The organism is Clostridium sp. (assembly GCF_017888565.1).
Taxonomy (GTDB): Bacteria; Bacillota; Clostridia; order Clostridiales; family Clostridiaceae; genus Clostridium.
Window position 1 is genome coordinate 26,145 of record NZ_JAGHFX010000018.1, and the last position, 17,998, is coordinate 44,142.

The window sequence follows — 17,998 nt, forward strand, 5'->3', positions numbered from 1 at the left end:
ATGAAAATGAGAAGATTATTTACATCAGAATCAGTTACAGAAGGGCATCCAGATAAAATTTGTGACCAAATTTCAGATGCAGTATTAGATAGCATTTTAGCTAAAGATCCTATGGCAAGAGTTGCTTGTGAAACAGCTGTTACTACAGGTATGGTACTAGTTATGGGAGAAATATCAACTAATTGTTATGTTGATATTCCAAAGTTAGTTAGAGAAACGGTAAAGGAAATTGGATATGATAGAGCTAAGTATGGTTTTGATTGTGAAACATGTTCAGTTTTAACATCAATAGATGAACAATCAGGCGATATAGCTATGGGGGTAGATGAAGCTTTAGAGTCAAGAGCTGGACAAAAGGATGATGTTGAGGCTGTTGGAGCTGGAGACCAAGGTATGATGTTTGGTTTTGCAACAAATGAAACAGAAGAATACATGCCTTTACCAATAGCAATGGCTCACAGATTATCAAGAAGATTATCAGAAGTGAGAAAGAACGGAACTTTACCATATTTAAGACCAGATGGAAAGACTCAAGTTACTGTTGAATATGATGATAATAAAGTTGTAAGAATAGATGCAATTGTAATATCAACACAACATAGTGAAGATGTATCTCAAGAGCAAATAAGAGAAGATTTAATGGAACATGTAATTAAAGCTGTAGTTCCAGCAGAATTATTAGATGATACTACTAAGTATTACATAAATCCAACTGGTAGATTCGTTGTTGGAGGTCCACAAGGAGATAGCGGATTAACTGGAAGAAAGATAATAGTTGATACTTATGGTGGATATGGAAGACACGGCGGTGGTGCTTTCTCAGGAAAAGATCCAACTAAAGTTGATAGATCAGCAGCTTATGCAGCAAGATGGGTTGCTAAGAACTTAGTTGCAGCAGGAGTTGCAGATAAGTTGGAAATTCAATTAGCTTATGCTATTGGAGTGGCTAAACCAGTATCAATAGAAATAGATACATTTGGAACTGGAAAGAAATCAGAGGCAGAAATAATTTCAATAGTTGAAAAGGTATTTGATTTAAGACCAGGTGCTATAATAAGAGATCTAGAGTTAAGAAGACCAATTTATAAGCAAACAGCTGCATATGGACATTTTGGAAGAAATGATTTAAATTTACCTTGGGAAGATTTAAATAAAGTAGAAGAAATAAAGAAATATCTTTAAAATAATAAAGTAGAAGATATAAAGTATATTTAAAATAAAAAATGCTCCAATTCGAAATTGGAGCATTTTTTTATACTAATACTTTACCAGCAACTATGACATTTTTTATATTTATGTCTTCATCAAATAAAACTAAATCAGCATCATAGCCTTCTTTTACAAGACCTTTTCTATCTTCAACTTTACAATGTCTAGCAGCATTAAAAGTTGCCATTTTTACAGCTTCATTTAGTGAAAGTCCAACATTTTTATATACATTTCTAACAGCTTTGTCTAGAGTTAATATTGAGCCAGCTAAGCTTCCACTTAAAAGTCTTGCAGCTCCATCTTTAACAATAACGTCTTGACCGCCTAATGCATACATGCCGTCAGGCATAGCGCATGCCATCATTGCATCAGTAACTAATAATACTTTATCAGTTGTCTTTTGATTGTAAGCTATTCTAAGTGATGGATATGATATATGGATACCATCAGAAATTGTTTCTGTAGTTATCTCACTATCAAATATAGCACCTACAACTCCAGGTTCTCTATGAGCAAATGGTGTCATTGCATTAAATAAATGAGTTGAGTGACAGCAACCACATTTAATTCCTTCCATAGCTTCATCATAAGTAGCTTTTGTATGACCTATAGAGCAAACTATTCCTTTTTTTGATAATTCTTTTATTAATTCCTTAGCCCCTGGAACTTCAGGAGCAATTGTAATTGATACAACGGCATCTTCAGCATCTCCTACCATAGCATTAAAATTCTCAAGCGTTGGAGGGATTAAGAAATTAGGATTTTGAGCTCCGATAGCTTTTGGACTAATGAAAGGCCCTTCAAGATGAGCTCCTAAAACTATAGCACCATCAGTGCCATTTTCTTTAGCTTCCTTTATAACTCCCATAGATTTTCTTATATCATCTACTGATACTGTCATTGTAGTTGGTGTGAAAGCGGTAGTTCCATGTTTAACTATAGTTTTAGAAATTTCATTGATTGCTTCAAATGTACCATCCATCGTATCGTGTCCACCTGCGCCATGTATATGAACGTCTATAAATCCAGGAGATAAGTATAGTCCTTCTGCATCAATTACTTCAGAGTCATTAATATTACTTGGATTTATTTCTTTTATTTTTCCATTTTCGATTAAAACAGATCCCTTTTCTATCTTATCAAGATATACTATGTTACAGTTTTTAATTATCATACGAGCACCTCCATGTTTTTAATATAAAATTCAATTAATAACTAAAACATTAATAGTTAGAAACGTATTCAAATATAGTATTAAATTGAATAATATAAGTTTATTAATTTATATATTTAATTATATCACATTAAATATAATAAGATTTAAATAAATGTATAATCTTTATTACAACTTATATATGATATAATTATATAATAAAAATAGTGAGATTAAAATATTATTAGAAGATTTGGAGAGATAACATGGAATGTCTAAACGGAATAGTAGAATCTATTGTATTCAAAAGTGATGATACAGGGTATGTTGTATCAAAGGTAAGGATAGATAAAGATTGTATAAATGCAGTTGGAATAGTTCCTTTTTTAAAGGAAGGGCAACATGTTAAGTTAAAGGGACAATGGGTTCTTCATAAGCAATTTGGGCGTCAGTTTAATATAGATGAATATGAAGAAGTGTTACCAGATTCAATTGATGGAATTAAAAAATATTTGAGTACAGGTATAATTCATGGAATAGGTCCTATAACTGCTAAAAAAATTGTAGATAGATTTAAGGAAGAAACTTTAGATATATTAGAAAATCATATTGAAAGACTTCAAGAGATTGAGGGAATTGGAGAGAAGAAATTTAGAATAATTTATGAATCTTATATAGAGCAAAAGGATTTAAAAGATATAATAATTTATTTTCAAGGTCATGGAATGACAACTAATCAATGTATAAAAATATATAAAAAGTTTGGTGTAGATGCTAAGGCTATTGTTTCAGAAAATCCTTATATTCTTTCAGATGAAATATCGGGAATAGGATTCATAACAGCAGATAGAATAGCAAAGAGCCTTGGAATAGAATCAACATCACCATTTAGAATACAAAGTGGAATAAGATATATATTGAATCAATTTTCAGCATCAGGTAATACATATATGCCTAAAAATAATTTAATTGATGAAGTATCTAAGATATTAGCTGTGCCAGCACAAATGGTAGAAGAAAACTTATATAACTTAGCACTAGAAACAAAAATAAAAATAGAAAAAATTAATAATATAGAAGCAGTATTTTCATTGCCATATTATTACTGTGAATTAGGTGTTACAAATAAGATAATTACATTAAGTATAGAAAATTTTAGAACTATAAATACAGATGTTGAATTTGAAATTGAAGCTTTTGAGAGAAAAAATAAAATAAAATTTGCAAACTCCCAAAGAGAGGCTATTGTAGGTGCTTTTGACAATGGGATAGAGATAATAACTGGAGGTCCTGGAACTGGAAAGACTACAATTATAAAATCTATCATAGAAATATATGAAAATAATGGTATGAAGGTTTTATTAGGGGCACCAACAGGAAGAGCAGCTAAGAGAATGACTGAATCTACTGGTAGAGAAGCAAAAACAATTCATAGGCTATTAGAAATGGGAGTAAGTGAAGATGAAAATTCTTATTATGGAAAGGGAGAATCGGAACCATTAGAAGCTGATGTAATTATAATAGATGAGGCATCTATGATAGATATAATGCTTATGCATAGTTTGCTTAAAGCAATAAAACTTGGAACAAGATTAATAATAGTTGGTGACGTAGATCAATTACCGTCAGTTGGGGCAGGAAATGTATTAAAGGACTTAATAGAAAGTAATTTTATAAAAGTGGTAAGACTTAAAGATATTTTTAGACAAGGAGAAGAAAGTCTTATTGTAACAAATGCGCATAAAATTAATAATGGTGAAATGCCGTATATAAATAGAAGAGATGGTGACTTCTTTTTTGAAAATAAAGACAATGTGGATTTAATATTATCTACCATAATAGATTTAATAAATAGAAGATTACCTAACTTTAAGAAAGCGTGGGATAAGTATAGGGATATTCAAATATTAACACCTACAAGAAAAGGAATATTAGGTGTGCAAAATTTGAATAATAAACTTCAAGAAGTTTTGAATCCTAAATCACCTAGCAAGAAAGAAAAAGAGTTAAAAGAAGTTATTTTTAGAGAAGGAGATAAAGTGATGCAAACTAAAAATAATTATTCTTTAAAATGGATTAGAGTTAATGGAAGTGGGGAGAATGAAGGTGTAGGTGTCTTTAATGGAGATATGGGCTTTATTCAAAGTATAAATGAAGAAGAGAAGACAATTACTATAATTTTTGATGATGAAAGAAAAGTTATTTATGATTACATATATTTGGATGAATTAGAGCTAGCATATGCAATTACTATACATAAAAGCCAAGGAAGCGAGTTTAAGGTAATAATTACTCCAGCGTTTATGGGATCACCATTGTTAATGAATAAAAATTTATTATATACAGCTATAACTAGAGCAAAAGAACTTGTAGTTGTTGTTGGTATTCCAAAGGCTTTAAAACATATGGTATCTAACACAAGAAGTATGGAGAGATACTCTTCACTTAGAGATAGAATAATAGATATTACCAATCAAGACATGTTTAGTGAATAAATAAGGAGAGGTTAAATGTTAGATAAAAAATTAATAAACCTAAAAGAGTTTAATAATTGTACATCTAAGATAAATAAGTGGTATAACAAACAATCAAAAATACTAACTATAATAACTAATCCATATAATAGTACATTTATATTTCTACCGTTAATAAAGTCGATACTAAAACAAAATAAAAAAGTATTATATGTGTGGGCAGGAAAAGATTTTAATAAAGAAATAATAGAAGATTTAAAAATAAGTGATTATAAATTTAGATATTCATATATGGAAGAGAACGAAGGTAATGAGGATTTAGTATTTGTAAATTTTGAAAATATTAATAAAATAAATAATTGTTATGAACTATGTATAATTGACGATATAAGTATATACTCACTTATTTCAAAGGAAGAGTTTAGACAATATGTTGAAGATTTATATTTATGTAGTAAAAGGATGATAATATTGTCTATAGAAAAAATAGTTAATATGGGTAGATGTATATCAGTTTCCGATTTGACTAGAAATACGCCTTTTGTAGAGCCTAGAATGATTACAACTAGAGTAAAATTAGATGAGGATATGCCTTATACACTATATGATTATTTAATGTGGTTTAAAAGTAATAATCGTAAGGTTATAATATATGTTCCCAGTGAAGAAAAAATTAATAAGTTATTTGATTATTATACACAAGAACTAAAGATTAAGGATATAAAAATAGTAAAATTTTTTAGAGGTGAGAATATAAAGAAGATAGACTCTTTACACAGATTAAAAAATAAAAGTGTTTTTATTATCACTAATAATATTAGAGAATATAAAACAGGTTCAGAGAGTATAGATATAGTTGCATTATTCTCTGATGAAATATTTTATAGTTATAAAAAAATAATATATTTTTGTGCTGATGTGGGAAAAGACGCAAGCGATAATAAAATAGGAGAAGTAATCCTTGTTGGAAAGGAAATATCGGAGGATATGGACTTGGCTAAAGAAATGGCAAGGGGATATAACAAAGAAATATGGGAAAAGGGCTTATTGAACTATTAAGAGATATTATAGATGAATTACTAGATATAATATATCCACCTAAAAATAAATGTATTTCCTGTGATAATGAAGTTATAGGATTATGTCCTATATGTAAAAGTAAGATAATGAGAGTAAAGGAAGAATCTAAGGTATTATCATATGGATATTATAGTGGAGTAATGAAAAAATAATACTTGAATTTAAATACAATAAAAATTTTTTAGCTGGAAATATATTAGCAGATTATTTATGTGAGTTAATAAATGAAAATAATATTAATGTAGATGCAATATTATTTATTCCTAGCAGTAAAAAAGCTTTAAAAAATAGAGGATTTAATCAATGTGAATTTATAGCACAAAAGATAAGTAGAAGATTAAATAAACCGATATATAGAGATATAATTAAAGTAAAAAATATAAAAGAGCAAAAAACTTTATCAAAAGAAGATAGATTTAAAAATATAGAAGGAGCTTTTGGGATTAAGAACAATAAAAATATAAAAAATAAAAATATAATTTTAATAGATGATGTAATAACAACAGGTGCGACATTATTTGAATGTGAAAACCTACTAAAAAAAAGTGGGGTTAATTCTATAAAAATGTTGACAGTTGCAAAAAGTTATATATAATAATAATGTAAAGTTTAGGTCTGTGGATGAAAGTCGATGCCAGTCGCAGGCAAAACGATCCACGTAAGTTTGGAAAAATTCCTAATGAGCATGGTGCGGTATAGAAGTAAGTCCTACCAAGAAAATTGAGAGGGTTAGTAGTGAGAGGGTAATTCCGAGTAGCAAAAGCTCCAGTAGGCGAGTGTGGGGTCAAAATCCAGGTCAGCTAACTTTACGAAAAAATAGCCATTAGTATTTACTAGTGGCTATTTTTTATACATATAAGAGCAGAGAAATTTAAAATTTTTTAAATTAAAAAATATATAAAACAAAGAGTAAACAGAAGTTTTATTGAGTAAAATAAAGTGAATTTTCTGTCAATTGCTCATATTCATCTTGATTGAAAAGGTTTCTAAGTAGTATAATATAAACATAAACAAACAAGTTTAAGACTACTGAGTAAGGTTTAAGCTTATAGAGAGGGGATGAACTTATATGAGAGTTTCAGTAATAGCAAAAAATACTACAGCAACACCAGCATTAAAGGAAATGGTTGAGAAAAAGCTTTCCAAGGTAAAAAGATATTTTGATCCAGAGGTAGAAGCAAAAACTACTTTATCAGTACAAAAAAATAAACAAAAGGTAGAAATAACAATACCGTTTAATGGAATAATACTAAGAGCTGAAGAATCAACTGAAGATATGTACAAATCAATTGATTTAGTAGTTGCAAAGTTAGAAAGACAAATTAGAAAACAAAGAACAAAATTATCTAGAAGAAACAATGAGTCATTAAGATTCCCACAAGCAGAGGAAGTTGCTTTAAGCGATGAAGTTGCAGAGGCAAATGGAGAAGTTGTTAAAGTAAAAAGATTTGGAGTTAAACCTATGTCAGTTGAGGAGGCAGTACTTCAAATGGAATTAGTAGGACATAATTTCTTTGTATATCAAGATTCAGAAGCAAATAAGGTATGCGTAGTATATAAGAGAAAAGATGGAGATTATGGCTTATTAGAACCAGATTATATTTAAAATTTTATGAATATTAAATTTAATTAATAAAAGGAAGTGCAATGCACTTCCTTTTTAGTTATAATGTTATTAAAAAGTAACTTATTTATTGAATTAATTGTTAGTAAAATGGTATAATTTATAAATGAAATTCAATAAATTAAATTTGATAAATAAAATACATGAGATTTGATAAATAAAATGCATGTACATGATTAAACTAATTAATAAAATAAAACGATTGGAAGGAAAATTATAATGGGATTTTTGGAAAAGTTATTTGGGTCATATAGTGAGAGAGAAGTTAAAAAGTTACAAAAAATTGCAGATAAAATAGAAGCCTTAGATCAAACTATGCAAAGCTTATCAGATGATGAGCTAAAAACAAAGACGGAGGAGTTTAAGAAAAGATTAGAAAATGGTGAAACTCTTGATGATATATTACCAGAAGCTTTTGCGGTATGTAGAGAAGCTGCATGGAGAGTTTTAGGTATGAAACACTATAGAGTTCAACTTATAGGTGCTATGGTTCTTCATCAAGGAAGAATTGCAGAAATGAAAACTGGAGAAGGTAAGACTTTAGTTGCAACATTACCAGTATATTTAAATGCATTAACAGGAGAAGGTGTACATCTAGTAACAGTTAATGATTACCTAGCAACAAGAGATATTGAGTGGATGGGTAAGTTATATAATTTTCTAGGATTAAGTACAGGATGTATAGTTCATGGATTAACATCTGAGCAAAGAAGAGAAGCATATGCTGCTGATATAACATATGGAACTAATAATGAGTTTGGTTTTGATTACTTAAGAGATAATATGGTAATTTACAAAGAAGAAAAAGTTCAAAGAAAATTGAACTTTGCAGTTGTGGATGAAGTTGACTCAATACTTATAGACGAAGCTAGAACGCCACTTATAATTTCAGGAGCTGGAGAAAAATCGACTAAATTCTATAACGTTGCAGACAATTTTGTTAAACAATTATTAGCTGAGACAGATTATACAATTGATGAAAAAGCTAATTCAGTAATGTTAACTGATTCAGGGGTAGAAAAAGCTGAAAGAGCATTCGGGATAGATAACTATGCAGATGCAGATCATTTAGAATTACAACATTATATAACTCAAGCATTAAAAGCTAATTATGGAATGAAAATAGATAAGGACTACATGGTGAAGGATGGTCAAGTAATAATAGTTGACGAATTTACAGGTAGACTTATGGAAGGTAGAAGATATTCAGATGGACTTCATCAAGCTATTGAGGCTAAAGAAGGAGTTAAAATAGAAAGAGAATCAAAAACTCTTGCTACAATAACATTCCAAAATTACTTTAGAATGTATAATAAGTTATCTGGTATGACAGGTACAGCATTAACAGAGGAAAATGAATTTAGAGAAATTTATGCATTAGATGTAATAGTTGTTCCAACCAATAGACCAATTGCCAGAATAGATAAGAGTGATTTAATATATAAAAATACAAAAGGAAAGTATAATGCTATTATAGAAGAGATAATAGAATCTAACAAGAAAGGTCAACCAGTTCTAGTTGGTACAGTAAGTATAGAAAAATCAGAGTACTTATCTTCTTTACTAAAGAAGAGAGGTATTAAACATAAAGTGCTTAACGCTAAATATCATGAACAAGAAGCTGAGATAATTTCTCATGCTGGGGAATTAGGTAGCGTTACTATTGCTACTAATATGGCAGGTAGAGGAACTGATATTAAGCTTGGAGAAGGTGTTAAAGAAGCTGGTGGACTTAAAATAATAGGAACAGAAAGACACGAATCAAGAAGAATAGATAACCAATTAAGAGGTAGATCAGGTCGTCAAGGTGATTCAGGGGAATCAGTATTCTATATTTCTTTAGAAGATGATTTAATGAGAATATTTGGATCAGAAAAGATCCAAGGGCTAATGGAAAAGTTAGGATTAGAAGAAGATGAAGCTATTGATCATAAGATGGTAAGTAAAGCTATAGAAAATGCACAAAAGAAGGTTGAAGGTAATAACTTTGACATAAGAAAGAATCTTATCGGTTATGATGATGTTATGAATATGCAAAGAGAAGTTATTTACAAACAAAGATCTGAAGTTTTAGAAGGAAAAGACTTAAGAGAACAAATTAATGGAATGGTAAATGAAATAGTATCTGATGCAGTTAAAACTCATTTAGATGGTGTAAATGAAAACTTTGAAGAAGAAATAGGAAAGTTAATTCAATACTTAGAAGATATATGCTTACCTCATGGAGTAGTTAAAGTTGAAGATTTAGTGGAATTATCTAATGATGAAATAATTAGTAAGTTATTAGATATATTAATTAAAGTTTACCATGAAAAAGAAGAAGAATTTGGTGAAGAGCACTTTAGAGAAGTTGAAAGAGTAATACTTCTTAGAGTAGTAGATCAAAAATGGATGGATCATATAGATAACATGGATCACTTAAAGCAAGGTATTGGACTTAGAGCATATAAGCAATTAGATCCAATACAAGCATACCAAATGGAAGGTAGTTCTATGTTTGAAGAAATGATTAATGGAATAAAGATCGATACAATTAAATTCTTATTCCATATTCAAGTTCAAAAAAACGTTGAAAGAGAAAGAGTTGCAGAAGAAACATCAGCAAGCCATGGTGGGGATGATTCAGATGTAAAAAAACAACCAGTTAGAAATGAACCTAAAGTAGGTAGAAATGACTTGTGTACATGTGGAAGTGGTAAGAAGTATAAAAACTGTTGTGGAAGAGAAGTATAAAAAAGTGCCCTTTGGGCACTTTTTTAAAGCTAGTAAGCTATTTTCAATAAATTTAAAAAAGATAGGGTGATTATATGATAATTAAGTTAGAATCAGAATTAGCTAAGCTTAATGATATAAAGAAAGTTATAAAAGAAATGGGGGCTTCTCTTTGACAAAGAAGCACTAGAAAAGCAATTAAATGAATTAGAGCTTCAAATGCAGGAAAATAGATTTTGGGAAGATATAAAAAGAGCCGAAGAAGTTACAAAGGAAAGTAAAAGAATTAAAGACAAAATAGAGATGTATGAATCGCTAGTATCAAGAGTTGAAGATGTAGAGATACTGGCGGAATTAATAGATGAAGAAGATGAAGAATCTATAAATGAAGTTATAAGAGAAATAAGGTCTATAGAAAAAGCTGTAGAAGGTTATAGGATAGAACTACTTTTATCAGGAGAGTATGATAGAAATGATGCTATATTAACTTTACATGCTGGAGTAGGTGGAAGTGATGCAAATGATTGGACTGAAATGCTACTTAGAATGTACACAAGATGGTGTGAAAAAAGAGGTTTTAAGGTAGAAACTATTGATTATTTAGAAGGCGATGAAGCTGGAATAAAGAGTGTAACATTAAAGGTGAAAGGCGAATTTGCATATGGTTACTTGAAGGCTGAAAAGGGAATTCATAGATTAGTAAGGATATCTCCTTTTAATGCAAATGGTAAAAGGCAAACTTCTTTTGCATCAGTTGAAGTACTTCCTGAATTAACAAAAGATCAAGATATAGAAATAAGAAGTGAAGATCTAAAGATAGATACCTATAGAGCAAGTGGTGCTGGTGGCCAACATGTAAATAAGACTGAATCAGCAATAAGAATAACACATTTGCCAACTGGAATAGTTGTTCAATGCCAAAGTGAAAGAAGTCAGTTTTCTAATAAAGATACAGCTATGTCTATGCTTAAATCTAAACTTATAGACTTAAAAGAAAGAGCTCATAAAGAAAAAATAGAAGATTTAACAGGTGAGCTAAAGGACATGGGATGGGGAAGTCAGATAAGATCATATGTGTTCCATCCATATAACATGGTTAAAGATCATAGGACTGGAGAAGAAACGGCTAACTTAAATGCAGTTATGAATGGTGAAATAGATAACTTTATTAATGCATATTTAAAAAATAATAACTAGAAAATTTAATGGAATTGAAGAGCACCTTTGAATATTAGATATAATCCAATATTCAAAGGTGTTCATTTTATTAACTTATTTTCTTCTTTTTTATATATGATATAAATGGTGCTGAAGCTAAGAAGCCAAATATTATTGCAAATACAAATAATGAAGTTTTATTATGGAAAAATAAAGTGATTGCTCCATAACAAGATTCATTTATTTTATCTTCTATAACACTATAAGCACTGTTTATTGCATCAACACTTATATAATCAACAGTATCATTAGGTGTGTGAATTTTAGTCATATCACTATGAGAAAAGCTTAAAGCATCTATACCTAAATTATTGAAGCTGGCATGATCACTTGAATCTTCGTAAACAACATTAGTATCAATATTATTTTTTTTAGAGATTTTTTCAACAGAGTTAAGTAGTTCAGAATCCTTATCTTTATAAGAGGCTCCAAGCATTAAAGTAAGCGGATAATTGTCGCTACCTATCATATCAAAATTAATTACTTCGGCATCTTTAAGTTTTTCAAGATTATTTTCTGCAAAACTTTTAGAGCCAAGTAAACCAAATTCTTCAGCATTTAAAGCAACGAAAATTATATCTCTTTTTGGAGTTCCAAAGCTAGTAATAGATCTTTGTAGCTCTAATAAAAAGGCTGTTCCAGAAGCATTATCTAAAGCACCACTATAAGTATTTTTTAAACCATCTTGACCTAAGTGATCATAATGAGCAGTTAAAACAAGAGGGGGAAGATCGCTAGAAGATCCTTTTAGAACTCCAACTATATTTACTAGCTCTTTTTCAGAAGTTGAAAATGGTAAATTAACAGAAACTGTTAGCCCAGAGCGAACTGAATCCAGTATTTTATTATAGGTATCAGTTGTTATTGAAACTATCATATCATAAGGAAAGTTACTCATAAATGAGCTTCTAAATGAAAAATCATTATTAGGAGCTACATAAAATAAACAATTTCCTTCATCAGTTACAACTTCTATTGAGTTTGTATAAATATTTACTTTATCATCCTCAGAAAAGCTTAGGCTATTGATCTTAAAATTAAGCATATCCTCTTTGTAGTCAACACCATACTTTAAGGTTTCAATAACTTCATCATCTAATGATATTTTAAGATATGGAGAGCTATTATTGTTTATTGGACATAGTGCTTTGAAGCTCTCTTTATAACTTTCATTAAGTGGAACTAGTTTGTTATCCTCAAAGTTTTTTCTTATTATTTCTCCAACAAGTAAATTACCGTCACTACCAGCTAGTCTACCACCATAAGTTTCAGAAGAAAATATCGCAATATTTTCTTTTACATTATTAGCATTAAAAGGCGAATATGTAAAATTAAAAAATATAGAAATAGATAAAAGTACTATGCTAGTAACTAGCGATACAGAATAAAACAATTTTCTTTTCATAAAATATACCTCAAATAATAGTTATATTTAATACTATTACTCGAGGCATGAGATTATGAAAAAAATAATTGAAGTCATTTAGGCCTTTTTATAAACTAATTCTATAAATCCATATATTAGAGAAAAAAGAATACATATATAAATAAAGATATTTATTTGGTTTGTAACTATTGAAAAAACACCACCAACTATTGATGAAAATAATATTACGCAGTTTATAAACTTAGATAATCCAGATTTATTGACTATTATTTCCTTTGTAGAAGAAATAAGTATAAGTATTAATGTTAAGAAATACAAAACATACTTTAAAGTAGTCGAGAATTCTATCACATAATATTCATTTAGTATAATAAAGACTATAAAGAAGATAAGGAGTATACTTATTATTTTATTAATTATCATTATAAATTTATTCATATTACCACCCGTTTGTAAAATTTTTACAACTTAATTATAAACTTAATTTTACATAATATCAATATTGTACTTAAAGTAAATATTCAATATTTATTAATATATTTATAAAAATAAATTATATGTTACATAAAAGTGTGATATTGTATTATAATATCATTATGTAAAATTTGGAGAAAAATTTTTGCTATAGCATAGGAGGACTTTATGGTAGATATTGTTGAAAGATTATCATCTGAATTAGGAATAAGTATAACCCAAGTAAAGAATGTAATATCACTGCTTGATGATGGAAATACCGTTCCTTTTATTTCAAGATATAGAAAAGAACAAACAGGTGCCTTAAGTGATGAAGTATTAAGAAAGTTTCAAGAAAGACTTATATATCTTAGAAATTTAAAAGAAAGAAAAGAAGATGTTTTAAGACTTATAGATGAGCAAGGAAAATTAAATGATGACATAGTAAAGGCATTGGAAGATTCAAAGACTTTAACAGAAGTAGAAGACATATATAGACCTTATAAGCAAAAGAAGAGAACAAGAGCAACTATGGCGTTAGAAAGAGGATTAAAACCACTTGCAGATATTATATCAAGCGGTGAATTTAATGCTGATTTAAATAGTGAAGCACTTAAATTTCTTGATGAAGAAAAGGGTGTTAATAGTAAAGAAGATGCAATTAATGGAGCTTTAGATATAATAGCAGAACAAGTATCTGATGAAGCGAAATATAGAAAGTGGATAAGGGAATTAGTATTCAGAGAAGGTAAGATACAGTCAACAGGTGAAAGCGATGAACATACACCATTCGAGATGTATTACGACTATAGTGAAGAAGTAGCTAAAATACCACCACATAGAATTCTAGCCATAAATAGAGGAGAAAAAGAAAAAATATTATCAGTAAAAATAGCAGTGAATGAAGATAAAATAATAAGTTACTTAGAAAATGAAATATTAAAAAATAATAGCATTACTGATGAATATTTAAAGTTAGCAATAAGAGATTCTTTAAAAAGATTGATATATCCATCTATAGAGAGAGAAGTTAGAAGTGAACTTACTAATATAGGTGAAGAAGGAGCTATAAAAATATTTAAGGAAAATTTAAAGGCATTATTAATGCAACCTCCTATAAAGGGAAAAGTAGTTATGGGGTATGACCCGGGATTTAGAACAGGTTGTAAGATAGCTATATTAGATAGTACTGGAAGGTTCTTAGATAAGTCAACAGTATATCCAACGGCTCCGCAAAACAAAGTTAAAGAAACTAAAGATATATTAAAAGATTTAATAAAGAAGTACAATGTAGAAGTAATTTCATTAGGAAATGGAACTGCTTCAAGAGAGTCAGAAGAAGTAGTATCTGAAATAATATCAGAAATAAAAAAGGAAACAGGGAAAGAAATAGCATATGTTATAGTTTCAGAGGCTGGTGCATCAGTTTATTCAGCTTCAGAGCTTGCTACTAAGGAATATCCAGATTTAGATGTTACAGTAAGAGGAGCAATTTCTATAGGAAGAAGGTTACAAGATCCTATGGCTGAGTTAGTTAAGATTGATCCTAAAGCCTTAGGGGTTGGGCAATATCAACATGATGTTACACCTAAAAGACTCGATGAATCATTAAAGGGTGTTGTTGAAGATTCTGTTAATAAGGTTGGAGTAGATTTAAATACTGCAACCCCATCATTACTTACTTATGTTGCTGGTATAAATTCAAGCATTGCAAATAATATAGTAAGCTATAGAGATGAAGCAGGCGGATTTAAAAATAGAAAAGAGCTATTAAAGGTAAAAAGACTTGGACAAAAAGCTTATGAGCAATGTGCAGGGTTCTTAAGAGTTATGGAAAGCAATGAAGCTTTAGATAATACATCAGTTCATCCAGAATCTTATGATGCAGCAAGAAATTTAATTAAATTATTAGGATATACAAAAGATGATTTAAAAGAAAATAAGCTTAAAGATATAGATGAAAGAGTAAAAGAGAAAGGTATATTAAATATTTCTAAAGAATTAGAAGTTGGTGAACTTACTTTGTCAGATATAATAAAAGAACTTAAAAAACCAGGTCGTGATCCAAGAGAGGAAATGCCAAAACCTATTTTAAAGACTGGAGTAATTGATTTAAAAGATTTATCAGAAGGTATGATACTTATGGGAACGGTAAGAAATGTATCTGATTTTGGAGCTTTTGTTGATATTGGAGTCCATCAAGATGGCCTTGTTCATAAAAGCCAAATGGCTAATAGGTTTGTAAAGCATCCATTAGATATTGTTAAAGTTGGAGATATAGTAAAGGTTAAAATATTAGAAGTAGACAGTAAGAGAAATAGAATCTCACTATCAATGAAAGACATTACTGAATAATAGTTATAAATTGAGAATATAAGGGCTACGATAACTAGATATGTTCCATAAGCTAAATAGATACGCAGGCATTAAATGCTTAGTGAAGCTAGCTGAACTTAGTATGAAAGCCCATCTACTGAAGCTTGTCTGAAGTAGATGTTCCTATTAAATTTTTGAATAACTACTATGCCAAGAGTTTTGGTTAACTCGCTGCGCTCAGACAATTAAGCAACATTAAAGCCTAGTAGTTCTTCCTTCGCCAAGTACTTCTAATTGCTCGCTATATGCTTATTCCACCGTCTATTTATCTTCGCCAACTTATATTCTGTCACTTTACACCGTTAAATTAAGAATTAGCCTCATTAAGTTTAATTCTCAATTTATAACAATTGTTAAAAAAGATACTTGCAAAAAGGTATAGTAAGGCATATAATATGAGTGTAAATAAATTATCTTCAGGGCGGGGCGTAATTCCCCACCGGCGGTATAGCCCGCGAGCTAAGTTTTAGCATGATTCGGTGAAACTCCGAGGCCGACAGTATAGTCTGGATGAAAGAAGGTAAGTGGTTAGATATTGCTTAATATTTATTTTAGGCACATCTTATTTCTTATGGATTTTGAGCCCTGATGTATTTTAATATATCAGGGCTTTTTTATTTATTAATATGTATCTAATTAAGATAAGATGGGTAAATTATTAAAATAGATTGTTAAATTAATGTCATTTCACTGATTATGTAATCTAACCCATTGCCCCAGGGGATAGACTTTTGGGAGGAGAAAAAATGAATAATCAACAAAACAAAAACCTAAACAAATTTATTAAAATTTCACTTTTAGGTGCAATAGCAGTGGTGCTTATGTACTTTGATTTTCCAATACCATTTCTACCATTTCCATGGCTCAAAATTGACTTAAGTGATATTCCAGCACTTATGGGAGCATTTGCTTTTGGACCGATGGCAGGTATTGTTGTAGAATTGATAAAGAATTTATTAATTTTAATAGTTAAGGGAACATCAACGTATTTTGTTGGAGAACTTGCTAATTTTATAGTAGGAGTTTCTTTAGTAGCTCCAGCAGCATGGGTTTATCATAGAAATAAAAGTAGAAAAAATGCATTACTTGGAATGGCATTAGGAACATTATCAATAGAAATTATAGGGATAATAGCAAATGTATATTTATTATTACCTGCATTTGGAATGAATATGGTAAAAGATGAATTAGTTCAATATGTTACTATAGGATTACTACCTTTTAATGGAATAAAGTCTATATTAGTATGTGGGATAACATACGTATTATATAAAAGAGTTTCTTCATCTATTTTTAAGGTAGATTCAAATTTTGATAATTCTAGAAAAAGTAAATTAAATTCGATATAAAATAATAAAGCTAACTATTAGATTTTTAATAGTTAGCTTTATTTAGTATCATCTGTCTTTTTTAAGTATTTATTTTGATACATTTTATTATCAATGTAATTAAAGAAATCATATATGTCATCAAAGTCATCAGAATAAATACAATATGCAGAACTAAATTTAATAGCATATTTGCTATTGGAATTATGAGATTCAATTATAGAATTTAATAATCTTAAATCACTTTCAATTTCTTGTGTGCAAGTATTTTCTATAATAACTAAAAATTCATCTCCACCCATTCTAATTATCTTTGATTTTTTTCCAAAGGATTTATTTAATATAAGGACAAAATCTTTAAGGACCATATCACCAGCTTGGTGACCATAGGTATCATTTATATATTTAAATTCATCTAAATCTATATTTATTGCACCTATCCCATATAGATTGATGTTAAATTTATTTATTTTGGAAATAAAGCTATTAAAATAATTTCTGTTGAAAGCTTCAGTTAAGGAATCTGTTTCTAATAGTTCTTGTTGCACTAAAATATATGTAAATACAAGGATAGTTGCGATACTGTTCCAAAATAATAAAAATTGAGGTATTAATAATTGTATTACTAATGCTAAAATCGGAAAAATATAAAGTATGTGCAAAAATTTACATATATCCTTAGAGAGATTACTTCTTTCTTTTATTAAGATTAAATAGCTATTAATATAATATAGTGTGTAAGTTAAGAATGGAATTATAAAAAGTTTTTCACGGTTATATAAATTTGAATTATCGACTGAAAAAATTATATTGTATTTTAAATTTAAAATAAGTATTGTGGTATTTATGATCAAAGGTATTTCAAAATAGCTTATTTTTATCTTAAGAGTAATGATTTTTTTACTGATCCATATCAATAAATATTTGTTCCACATATATATAGGAATTGGTGAAGCTATAAATAGTAAGGTATTAATTAACTTA

Annotated in this window: 13 protein-coding genes and 1 riboswitch; of the genes, 10 read left to right on the top strand and 3 right to left on the bottom strand. The window is 29.1% G+C overall.

Annotation, left to right across the window (positions count from 1 at the left end; genetic code table 11):
* Positions 1-6: 6 nt before the first annotated feature.
* The gene (gene metK / locus J7M87_RS03320) at positions 7-1,182 is read left to right on the top strand and encodes a methionine adenosyltransferase (RefSeq protein WP_291648635.1); all 1,176 of its coding nucleotides are present in this window, start codon (positions 7-9) and stop codon (positions 1,180-1,182) included.
* 70 nt (positions 1,183-1,252) lie between these two features.
* Here metK and nagA read toward each other — a convergent pair whose 3' ends face one another.
* The gene (nagA, locus tag J7M87_RS03325; protein WP_291648637.1) at positions 1,253-2,383 is read right to left on the bottom strand and encodes an N-acetylglucosamine-6-phosphate deacetylase; all 1,131 of its coding nucleotides are present in this window, start codon (positions 2,381-2,383) and stop codon (positions 1,253-1,255) included.
* Positions 2,384-2,628: 245 nt separating this feature from the next.
* Between nagA and J7M87_RS03330 the strand changes: the two genes are divergently transcribed.
* From J7M87_RS03330 to prfB, 7 genes are all read left to right on the top strand, one after another.
* Positions 2,629-4,857, top strand: coding sequence for an ATP-dependent RecD-like DNA helicase (locus J7M87_RS03330; protein ID WP_291648640.1), 2,229 nt, complete (start codon positions 2,629-2,631; stop codon positions 4,855-4,857).
* Between the two features lie 15 nt (positions 4,858-4,872).
* Positions 4,873-5,895 carry a hypothetical protein gene (locus tag J7M87_RS03335; RefSeq protein WP_291648642.1) on the top strand — a complete coding sequence of 341 codons (1,023 nt, stop codon included), beginning with the start codon at positions 4,873-4,875 and terminating at the stop codon, positions 5,893-5,895.
* Positions 5,868-6,068 carry a hypothetical protein gene (locus tag J7M87_RS03340; protein WP_291648643.1) on the top strand — a complete coding sequence of 67 codons (201 nt, stop codon included), beginning with the start codon at positions 5,868-5,870 and terminating at the stop codon, positions 6,066-6,068. The genes J7M87_RS03335 and J7M87_RS03340 overlap by 28 nt, the downstream gene beginning before the upstream one ends.
* A gap of 212 nt (positions 6,069-6,280) precedes the next feature.
* Complete coding sequence (locus tag J7M87_RS03345) at positions 6,281-6,511, top strand: phosphoribosyltransferase family protein (protein WP_291648871.1); 231 nt, start codon at positions 6,281-6,283, stop codon at positions 6,509-6,511.
* A gap of 474 nt (positions 6,512-6,985) precedes the next feature.
* Entirely contained in the window at positions 6,986-7,522 is a 537-nt protein-coding gene (raiA, locus tag J7M87_RS03350) for a ribosome-associated translation inhibitor RaiA (protein WP_291648646.1), read from the top strand.
* A gap of 237 nt (positions 7,523-7,759) precedes the next feature.
* Positions 7,760-10,273, top strand: a complete 2,514-nt coding sequence (gene secA / locus J7M87_RS03355) for a preprotein translocase subunit SecA (protein WP_291648647.1) — start codon at positions 7,760-7,762, stop codon at positions 10,271-10,273.
* 74 nt (positions 10,274-10,347) lie between these two features.
* Positions 10,348-11,449 (top strand): peptide chain release factor 2 gene (prfB, locus tag J7M87_RS03360; RefSeq protein ID WP_291648649.1). Its coding sequence is split into 2 segments (ribosomal slippage): positions 10,348-10,425 and positions 10,427-11,449, totalling 1,101 coding nucleotides; the frame shifts between segments, so codons are not numbered across the junction.
* Positions 11,450-11,519: 70 nt separating this feature from the next.
* Here prfB and J7M87_RS03365 read toward each other — a convergent pair.
* On the bottom strand, positions 11,520-12,875 hold the full coding sequence (locus tag J7M87_RS03365; RefSeq protein ID WP_291648651.1) for a M28 family metallopeptidase: 1,356 nt from the start codon (positions 12,873-12,875) through the stop codon (positions 11,520-11,522).
* A gap of 624 nt (positions 12,876-13,499) precedes the next feature.
* Here J7M87_RS03365 and J7M87_RS03370 point away from each other — a divergent pair.
* Positions 13,500-15,665 carry a Tex family protein gene (locus tag J7M87_RS03370; RefSeq protein WP_291648654.1) on the top strand — a complete coding sequence of 722 codons (2,166 nt, stop codon included), beginning with the start codon at positions 13,500-13,502 and terminating at the stop codon, positions 15,663-15,665.
* A gap of 429 nt (positions 15,666-16,094) precedes the next feature.
* Positions 16,095-16,212, top strand: a riboswitch (FMN riboswitch).
* A 220-nt stretch (positions 16,213-16,432) separates the two neighbouring features.
* A complete protein-coding gene (locus J7M87_RS03375) occupies positions 16,433-17,035 on the top strand; it encodes an ECF transporter S component (RefSeq protein ID WP_291648656.1) in 603 nt (200 codons plus the stop codon).
* 38 nt (positions 17,036-17,073) lie between these two features.
* Here the strand turns inward: J7M87_RS03375 and J7M87_RS03380 are convergent, their stop codons facing one another.
* Positions 17,074-17,676: a GGDEF domain-containing protein gene (locus tag J7M87_RS03380; protein WP_291648658.1), complete on the bottom strand. Its 603-nt coding sequence runs from the start codon at positions 17,674-17,676 to the stop codon at positions 17,074-17,076.
* Positions 17,677-17,998 lie beyond the last annotated feature (322 nt).

What these genes read in the sequence shown, in the direction of transcription:
- metK (WP_291648635.1), top strand. Translation starts at nt 7, where the DNA reads ATGAGAAGATTATTTACATCAGAATCAGTTACAGAAGGGCATCCAGAT.
- secA (WP_291648647.1), top strand. Translation starts at nt 7,760, where the DNA reads ATGGGATTTTTGGAAAAGTTATTTGGGTCATATAGTGAGAGAGAAGTT.
- J7M87_RS03335 (WP_291648642.1), top strand. Translation starts at nt 4,873, where the DNA reads ATGTTAGATAAAAAATTAATAAACCTAAAAGAGTTTAATAATTGTACA.
- J7M87_RS03365 (WP_291648651.1), bottom strand. Translation starts at nt 12,875, where the DNA reads ATGAAAAGAAAATTGTTTTATTCTGTATCGCTAGTTACTAGCATAGTA.
- J7M87_RS03370 (WP_291648654.1), top strand. Translation starts at nt 13,500, where the DNA reads ATGGTAGATATTGTTGAAAGATTATCATCTGAATTAGGAATAAGTATA.
- nagA (WP_291648637.1), bottom strand. Translation starts at nt 2,383, where the DNA reads ATGATAATTAAAAACTGTAACATAGTATATCTTGATAAGATAGAAAAG.
- J7M87_RS03340 (WP_291648643.1), top strand. Translation starts at nt 5,868, where the DNA reads ATGGGAAAAGGGCTTATTGAACTATTAAGAGATATTATAGATGAATTA.
- J7M87_RS03375 (WP_291648656.1), top strand. Translation starts at nt 16,433, where the DNA reads ATGAATAATCAACAAAACAAAAACCTAAACAAATTTATTAAAATTTCA.
- J7M87_RS03330 (WP_291648640.1), top strand. Translation starts at nt 2,629, where the DNA reads ATGGAATGTCTAAACGGAATAGTAGAATCTATTGTATTCAAAAGTGAT.
- raiA (WP_291648646.1), top strand. Translation starts at nt 6,986, where the DNA reads ATGAGAGTTTCAGTAATAGCAAAAAATACTACAGCAACACCAGCATTA.